This is a genomic window from Paramuribaculum intestinale, assembly GCF_003024925.1.
GTDB classification, from domain to species: domain Bacteria; phylum Bacteroidota; class Bacteroidia; order Bacteroidales; family Muribaculaceae; genus Paramuribaculum; species Paramuribaculum intestinale.
Genome location: NZ_PUED01000001.1, coordinates 61,824 through 68,485 on the forward strand (window position 1 = coordinate 61,824; position 6,662 = coordinate 68,485).

At 54.0% G+C, this 6,662-nt stretch carries 7 protein-coding genes; all 7 read right to left on the reverse strand.

From position 1 onward, the window contains the following. Positions 1-33: 33 nt before the first annotated feature. A complete protein-coding gene (gene atpB, locus C5O24_RS00265; protein WP_107036184.1) occupies positions 34-1,173 on the reverse strand; it encodes a F0F1 ATP synthase subunit A in 1,140 nt (379 codons plus the stop codon). A 2-nt stretch (positions 1,174-1,175) separates the two neighbouring features. After that, a complete protein-coding gene (locus C5O24_RS00270) occupies positions 1,176-1,409 on the reverse strand; it encodes a F0F1 ATP synthase subunit delta/epsilon (protein WP_107036185.1) in 234 nt (77 codons plus the stop codon). A 55-nt stretch (positions 1,410-1,464) separates the two neighbouring features. Continuing rightward, complete coding sequence (atpD, locus tag C5O24_RS00275; protein WP_107036186.1) at positions 1,465-2,967, reverse strand: F0F1 ATP synthase subunit beta; 1,503 nt, start codon at positions 2,965-2,967, stop codon at positions 1,465-1,467. A 49-nt stretch (positions 2,968-3,016) separates the two neighbouring features. Next, positions 3,017-4,093, reverse strand: a complete 1,077-nt coding sequence (gene nuoH / locus C5O24_RS00280) for an NADH-quinone oxidoreductase subunit NuoH (RefSeq protein ID WP_107036187.1) — start codon at positions 4,091-4,093, stop codon at positions 3,017-3,019. Between the two features lie 45 nt (positions 4,094-4,138). Continuing rightward, complete coding sequence (locus C5O24_RS00285) at positions 4,139-5,755, reverse strand: NADH-quinone oxidoreductase subunit D-related protein (protein WP_107681317.1); 1,617 nt, start codon at positions 5,753-5,755, stop codon at positions 4,139-4,141. 55 nt (positions 5,756-5,810) lie between these two features. Then, on the reverse strand, positions 5,811-6,419 hold the full coding sequence (locus C5O24_RS00290; protein WP_107036189.1) for an NADH-quinone oxidoreductase subunit B: 609 nt from the start codon (positions 6,417-6,419) through the stop codon (positions 5,811-5,813). Next, positions 6,410-6,662: NADH-quinone oxidoreductase subunit A (locus tag C5O24_RS00295; protein WP_107681318.1), on the reverse strand; the 253-nt coding region annotated here is incomplete at its 5' end. The genes C5O24_RS00290 and C5O24_RS00295, both read right to left, overlap by 10 nt.

Sequence of the window (6,662 nt, forward strand, 5' to 3'; positions counted from 1 at the left end):
ATGGTTGTTTTTATATTGTTTCTTGCATTGAAATCACACTGTAGCGGCATGATGTCCGTCGGACCCAGCCACCGGTTTGTCGTGATGATGGCCGCCGTCATCGTGGCCTTCGTCGTGTCCGCGCTCCTGACCGAATGATATGAATATCGTCGACAACATCGTGAACACATAAGCCTGGATAAAGCTCACCAGCACGTCAATCAGAAGCATGAACACCGAGAAGCCGACCGAAATCACTGTCATGCCTCCGGCCACTGCCGGTCCCATTGCCGCGAAAATAAATATCAGCAGCGTAAGCACCAATATGATCATGTGGCCGCCAAGCATATTGGCAAACAGTCGCACTGTCAAGGCTGCCGGCTTGGTCAGCGCACCGAATATCTCTATGACCGGCATGATCGGCAGCGGAAACTTCAGCCAGAGCGGAACATCGGGCCAGAAAATCTCCTTCCAGTAATGCTTCGTACCGATGACATTTGTCAGCAGGAAAGTGAACACCGAAAGCACCAGAGTGACGGCTATGTTGCCTGTCAGATTCGCGCCGCCGGGGAACACCACGATCAGGCCCAGAAGATTCATATATAGTATGAAGAAGAACACCGTCAACAGATATGGTGCGAACTTCATAGCCCGATCCTTGAGCGTCGGTCGTATGACACCGTCGTAGACAAACGTGATCAGAGTCTCGATAGCGCCTGTAAACTTCCGAGGAGCCTTGTATCCATTGCGCTTGTGCCATCGGGCCACGTCAAGAATGCTCCATATCACCAGCACCACGGCGATAAACAGTCCCAGCACATTTTTGGTAATGGATATGTCCCACGGCCTATATTCCTTGCCATCGATAATCTCCACGATCTTCCCCTTGTGCTCGCTGTCGGCTCCAGCCACCCGGAAAGTGGCGTCGCCGTCGACATATGTGCGTCCATGCTCCACCTTCGACGACATGAAGCAGTGCAGTCCGTCGTGCCCCCACAATATGATGGGCAGAGGGATCGACTTGTCGTGACAGAAGGGCACCTCCCAGCCATACCTGTCGCCAAGATGCTCGAAGATGATCTCCTTCGCGTCAACCTTGCCCTCCTCTTCACCGCCATGAGCCTCAGCCGCCATGCATGGCAATGCCCACAGGATGAATACGGAAGACAATATGATGGCCAAAAGCTTCTTCATGATCAATAGATACAAACGGATATAACATTATTGTCGACCGACACCAGTCCGCCACCCACGGGAAGCGACTCGCGCTGTCCGCCGGTGACATACTCGATATTGCCGGCTGTGAGAACCGATATGAGCGTAGCATGATTCTGGAGCACAGTGAACTGCCCCATCACTCCGGGAAGAGCGACTAAAGTCGCCTCACCCTCGAAGAGTACGTCCTCGGCCGATATGATCTTCAGTGTCATGCTTTCTGTCTTTTATGCTCCGTAAGTGCCGGTAGTCGTATTATCACTTGGATGATCACTTCACCTCAGCCAGCAGACGCTTGCCTTTTTCTATAGCCTCGTCGATAGTGCCCACATTGAGGAAAGCCTGCTCGGGATACTCGTCCATCTCACCGCTGAGAATCATCTTGAATCCACGGATAGTCTCGCTCAACGGCACCATCACGCCCGGAAGTCCGGTAAACTGCTCGGCCACATTGAACGGCTGCGACAGGAAACGCTGTGCGCGACGGGCGCGTGCCACCACGAGTTTGTCCTCGTCCGACAGTTCGTCGACACCAAGAATCGCGATAATATCCTGCAGCTCGTTGTATTTCTGAAGCAACTGCTTCACGGCCTGTGCCGTATTATAGTGCTCCTCCCCGATAATATTGGGATCAAGAATACGCGATGTGGATTCGAGAGGATCCACAGCCGGATATATGCCCAGCTCAGCAATCTTTCGGCTCAACACCGTTGTGGCGTCAAGGAAGCTGAAAGTTGTGGCCGGAGCAGGGTCGGTAAGGTCGTCGGCCGGCACATAGATGGCCTGCACCGAAGTGATCGAGCCGTTCTTCGTAGAAGTAATACGCTCCTGCAGGGCACCCATTTCCGACGCAAGTGTCGGCTGATAACCCACGGCCGAAGGCATACGTCCGAGAAGAGCCGATACCTCACTGCCGGCCTGCGTGAAACGGAATATGTTGTCGATAAAGAGAAGTATCTCCTTGCCGCCGCCATCCTGATCGCGGAACTGCTCGGCAACGGTCAGACCCGAAAGCGCCACACGCAGACGCGCGCCCGGCGGCTCGTTCATCTGTCCGAACACGAGGGTGGCCTGCGACTCGCCGACCTCCTTCATGTCCACATCCTGAAGGTTCCACTCCCCCTTTTCCATGCCTTCGCGGAATTTCTCGCCATACTTCATGACGCCGCTCTCGATCATTTCTCTCAGGAGGTCGTTGCCCTCACGAGTACGCTCGCCCACACCGGTAAATACCGAAAAACCGTTGTGACCCTTGGCGATATTGTTGATCAACTCCATGATGAGCACGGTCTTGCCCACGCCGGCGCCTCCGAAGAGGCCGATCTTGCCGCCTTTGCTGTAAGGCTCGAGCAGGTCTATGACCTTGATACCGGTATATAGTATCTCGGTGCCGATGGTCAGATCGTCAAATTCCGGAGCCGGCTGATGGATCGGTCGAAGATTGTCGCGCTTGAGAGCGGGCAGACGGTCGATGGCCTCACCCACCACATTAAGCAGACGTCCTTTGACCTGATCGCCGGTCGGCACAGCTATCGGTCGGTCGAGATTGTCCACACGCTCGCCGCGGCGAAGGCCGTCGGTGCTCTCCATGGCCACACATCTGACGGTGTTCTCACCGATATGCTGCTCCACTTCGAGTATAAGCATTCCGCCGTCGGGACGGTCTACTTTCAGAGCGGTATAGATAGGGGGAAGCTCATTGCTTTCGCCCTCGAAGGCCACGTCGACCACGGGACCGATGACCTGTGCTATTTTTCCGTATTTTTCGCTCATGTCAGTCAATTGTCAGAGTAGATTGTTTTTCAATTGCGTCAGGCACGCATCAGAAGTGAAGTCCGTAGACCACTACCAGCACCATCAGCACCAGGTTGAAGAGATTTATAGGGAGCAGATACTTCCATTCAAGCGAAAGCATCTGATCGATCCTCAGACGCGGGAATGTCCATTTGAACCAGATGATGATAAACGAGATCACCACTGCCTTGCCGACAAACCATATCACCGACGGAATGTAATCCATTACATGATTGAAAGCATCCCATCCAGGGATGTGGAGCGGCATCCATCCGCCGAAGAACAGCAGAGCGGCCACGCCCGACACGATGAACAGGTTGAGATACTCAGCCAGATAGAAGAATCCGAAGTGCATGCCGGAATACTCCGTATGATAGCCGGCAGTCAGCTCGCTCTCGGCCTCAGGGAGGTCAAACGGGCCACGGTTGGTTTCAGCCGTGCCTGCTATCAGGTAGATGATGAAAGCGATGATCGCGGGGATATGACCCGAGAAGATAAACCACAGATCGCGCTGCTCTTCAACGATGCCGCCCACCGACATCGTGCCGGCCAGACACACCATAGTGAGCACCGACAGGCCGATCGACAGCTCATAGCTGACCATCTGGGCGCCGGAACGCAAAGCGCCTATGAGAGTAAACTTGTTGTTGCTCGACCATCCGGCAAGAAGTATGCCGAGAACGCCTATCGACGAAACGGCTATCAGGAAGAATATGCCGATGTTGAAGTCGATCACCTGCAGACCGTTGCCCCATGGGAGCACTGCGAAGGCAAGCATCGACGCCAGAATCACCAGATAGGGTGCCAGAGCGAAAAGAAACTTGTCGGTATGCTTGAGCGATATCAGCTCCTTGATGAGCATCTTGAACATGTCAGCAAAGCTCTGCAGCAATCCCATCGGGCCGACACGGTCGGGACCGAGGCGACACTGGAAAGCGGCACACACCTTACGTTCGTAGTAGATATAGAAAAGAGCCAGTAGCGCATATACCGTAAGAAGCACCAGCCCTATGAGCACACACTCCGTGGTCACGGCGAGCCATTCGGGCATGAACGAAAGAAGCCCGGCATGGATCCAGTTGGTTAAAGCGGAAAAATCAAACATGACTTATGTTTTTTCAAGTGTCGTTGTCAATAGTTGGTGATTTGTTTATCGGTCGATATCTGGAACGATATAGTCAAGCGAACCGCCGATAGTGATGAGGTCGGCTATCTTCTGGCCACGTGTCAGATGATCGACAGCGGCTGCAGCCGGCAGGCACGGCGGAACTAACTTGATACGATACGGATTGACCGTGCCGTCGCTTTCGAGATAGACGCCGAACGCGCCACGACATCCCTCCACCGTACGGAACCAATGTCCGGCAGGCAGTTTGAACACCTTCGAAACCTTGGCCTGAATCTCGCCGTCGGGTATATTGTCAATAAGTTGCGCGATAATCTTGGCACTCTCCTCGATCTCCTTCATGCGCACCTTGAAGCGAGCCATAGCATCGCCCTCGTGCATCACCACCTGCTCGAAATCGAGTTCCTGGTAAATGCTGTAGGGATTGGTCTTGCGGATATCGCAGGCCCAGCCCGACGCACGTCCCGACGGACCCGTCACCGACCAGGTGACGGCATCCTCGCGGCTCATATATCCTACGCCCTCCATACGGTTGCGTGTGATAACGTTGCCGGTGAACAGTTTGTCGTATTCCTTGAGGTTGGCCGGAAGCACTGCGAGCAGCGCCTTCACATCCTTCACGAAATCGGGATGAAGATCCTGCATCACACCGCCGATGGTATCGTAGTTGAACGTCATGCGGGCACCGCAGGTCTTATCCATAATGTCAAGTATCTGCTCGCGCACACGGAGCGTATAGAAGAGCATCGTGGTAGCGCCGAGGTCCATGCAGAATGTGCCGATAAACAGGCAGTGGGAGGCTATGCGCGACAACTCGTCCATGATCACGCGGATCACCTGCACACGGCGCGACACCTCTATGCCGGCAGCCTGCTCTATGGTCATACAGAGTCCGTGATGATAATTGTGAGCCGAGAAATAGTCCATACGGTCCATGAAATGGAGCGTCTGCGGATATGTCAGTCCCTCGCAGATCTTTTCGATTCCACGATGGATATAGCCCATATACACGTCGATCTTCTTGATCGTCTCGCCGTCGACTGCTGTGCGGAAACGGAGCACTCCGTGGGTAGCAGGATGCTGCGGACCTATATTGACTACAAAATCATCCTCCTCAAACACTCTGGCCTGCTCCTTGACGATCTTGCCGTCGGCCTGTTCTACGTAAGTGTTGGTGAAGTCACTCTGACGCTCGTTTTCGGTAGGCACGGGGTTGAGCGACGGATCATAGTCCTTGCGCAGGGGATATCCCTTCCAGTCTATGCTGAGGAAGAGACGGCGCATATCGGGGTTGCCGATGAACACTATTCCGAAGAAGTCGAAGACTTCGCGCTCGTAAATCACCGCTATCTGCCAGAGATCGGCGATGCTGTGGAGCATCGGGTTCTCACGGTCGGCCGTAGTGGCCTTGATTGCTATGCGGTTATGGTCGGCCGTCGACTGCAGGTAGTAGATGCATCCCATCTTCTCTACCCAGTCCATGCCGACAATCGTCATCAGATAATCGAAATGAAGCTCATCGCGCAGGAAACGGGCGAGAGCGTGCAGTTTCGCATCGGGAATTTCGACGGTAAGTACGTCGGATGTATCGAATGTGGCTTCGGGGAACTGCCCGGCTATTCTTTCCTGAATGTCTGCCATATTGGTCAATGGTTTCGTCGTTTGATTGAAAGGGGTTGACTTTTACTGCCGGGAATCAATCCTCCACACCCTCAACAGGGTGGCTTTCGAGGAATTCCTGCTGTTTTTCCTTGCGGTTGACGCCTCCGAAGAAGCGCTCTACCTTCATCTTGCGCGAGAGCTGCATGATAGCGTAGATCATGGCCTCAGGACGCGGCGGGCAACCGGGCAGATACACGTCGACAGGTATGATCTTGTCGACTCCCATCACCACATGATATGATTTCTTGAACGGACCGCCCGACACGGCGCAAGCACCAGTGGCGATCACATACTTCGGCTCCGCAAGCTGGTCATACAGACGGCGGAGCACCGGAGCCATACGATGGACTATTGTGCCGGCCACCATTATAAAGTCAGCCTGACGGGGCGACGAACGGGCAACCTCCCATCCGAAACGTGCCATATCGAAGCGGGCGGCTCCAAGCGACACAAACTCGATGCCGCAACAACTGGTAGCAAAAGTCAGAGGCCAGATGGAGTTGGAACGACCCCAGTTGATCAGTTTGTCAAACGAGCCTACCACCACGTTTGTACCATTGGCCTTAAGTTCGGCGACAAGGCTCTCGATATACTCATTATCTTTCCACGCCTCATAGGGCATGCTTTTGGTTGTCACTTCCATTCAAGAGCTCCTTTCCGCCAGGCATAAACAAGACCCAGCACTAATATTGTGAAAAAAATCGCGATGCTGACAAGCCCGGCGCCACCAAGCTCCTTGACGCGTACAGCCCATGGAAACAGGAACACGCACTCAACGTCGAACATCAAGAAAAGGATAGCAAAAAGATAATAGCCCACCTTGAACTGTGCCATGCTCTCGCCTCGAGTGGGAATACCACACTCGTACCCTTCACCCTTCCGAGGG

What these genes read in the sequence shown, in the direction of transcription:
- atpB (WP_107036184.1), bottom strand. Translation starts at nt 1,173, where the DNA reads ATGAAGAAGCTTTTGGCCATCATATTGTCTTCCGTATTCATCCTGTGG.
- C5O24_RS00270 (WP_107036185.1), bottom strand. Translation starts at nt 1,409, where the DNA reads ATGACACTGAAGATCATATCGGCCGAGGACGTACTCTTCGAGGGTGAG.
- atpD (WP_107036186.1), bottom strand. Translation starts at nt 2,967, where the DNA reads ATGAGCGAAAAATACGGAAAAATAGCACAGGTCATCGGTCCCGTGGTC.
- nuoH (WP_107036187.1), bottom strand. Translation starts at nt 4,093, where the DNA reads ATGTTTGATTTTTCCGCTTTAACCAACTGGATCCATGCCGGGCTTCTT.
- C5O24_RS00285 (WP_107681317.1), bottom strand. Translation starts at nt 5,755, where the DNA reads ATGGCAGACATTCAGGAAAGAATAGCCGGGCAGTTCCCCGAAGCCACA.
- C5O24_RS00290 (WP_107036189.1), bottom strand. Translation starts at nt 6,419, where the DNA reads ATGGAAGTGACAACCAAAAGCATGCCCTATGAGGCGTGGAAAGATAAT.